The following is a 1155-nucleotide window of genomic DNA, read 5'->3' as shown; positions in this document are numbered from 1 at the left end:
CCGCCCCGATCGCGGTGAGCGCGTCCAGCGTCCTGGCGCGCCGGGCGGCCCCGTCCGCGGTGCCGGCGAACCGGGCCACGGCGACCGGCCAGGCGGTCGGGGTGAGCGAACCCGCCAGGTCGCACAGGACGGTCACCTCGTCCGGCCACATCTCGGCGGGGCTGAGCAGCACCGTCTCGTGGGGCCGGTGACCGGTGTCGCGCCAGCTCTCGTCGCTGATGATGTGCAGCCCCTCGGAGAGCGCGGCCTCGGACGCCTGGTGCAGCAGCTCGGGCGGGGCGGCGGTCGCGGTGGGGTCGTCGGCGACGGAGAGCAGCAGCAGCCGGGGGTTGCCGCCTTCGGCGCGCACTCTGCGTACGGTCTCCAGGAGCGCGTACGGATCGGGCACGCCGCCGCACTCCGCCGGGGTGGGCACCGGGTAGGCGGACCGTCCGACGAGACGTGCCTGCGGTATCCACCAAGCGGGGCACGGGCGGGGCAGCATGAGGTCGCCGCCGTCCGCCGCGAGGAGCGCGAGGAGCAGCGACTGGGCGCCGCTCGCGGCGACCGTGTCGCCGGGCGCACAGCCCAGTCCGCGGCGGTTCCAGTATCCACAGGCCGCCGCCCGCAGCGCGGTTCCGCCGCCGGGCGGCTCGGGGTCGGTGCGGAAGGCGGCACCGGTGAGCGCTTCGGCCAGTTCGGGGAGCACCGGCAGTCCGGGGCCGGGGGCGGGTGGCCCGTAGCGGACCGGGCCGCGGCTCTCCGGAACCGTCCGCTGCATGCCCGCACCTCCGCTGTCGCCGGCCCCCCGAGACCCTTTATACGTAGCTTTGCCCGACCGGGCGACCGTGGCCACCGGGCCCCTGTGGGCCGGGCGGGCCCACGACGTGCGACGATGCGCCGGGGCGGCGGAGGCATCTCCCGGGCCGGACGGGGTACGACGATCGGTCAGCAGAACCGCGCACAGCAGCGTCCGCCGCACGGACAGGCACGGGCAAGCACGGCAGGCAGGGGCAAGCCCCGGCAAGCACGGGCCACCGGCCGGAACGCGCGGCGATCACCGAGAGGGTTGGTTTCCATGGCATCCGCCGTCCCCCGCAGCGGCCCGCTCCGCATCGAACGGCTCACCGGCTGGCTCGGCGCCCGGGACCAGGCCCTGTTCCGGTCCGCGGCTGC

General features: G+C 76.5%; 1 pseudogene. It reads right to left on the bottom strand.

Annotation, left to right across the window (positions count from 1 at the left end):
- Positions 1-760: pseudogene (locus tag G3I19_RS36535) on the bottom strand (pyridoxal phosphate-dependent aminotransferase); the annotation flags it as partial.
- Between the last annotated feature and the right edge of the window lie 395 nt (positions 761-1155).

Source organism: Streptomyces sp. SID10853, assembly GCF_010548145.1.
In the GTDB taxonomy this organism is placed as follows: Bacteria; Actinomycetota; Actinomycetes; order Streptomycetales; family Streptomycetaceae; genus Streptomyces.
The sequence above is the reverse complement of the archived record's forward strand: the minus strand, read 5'-3'. Positions and strand labels throughout refer to the sequence as shown.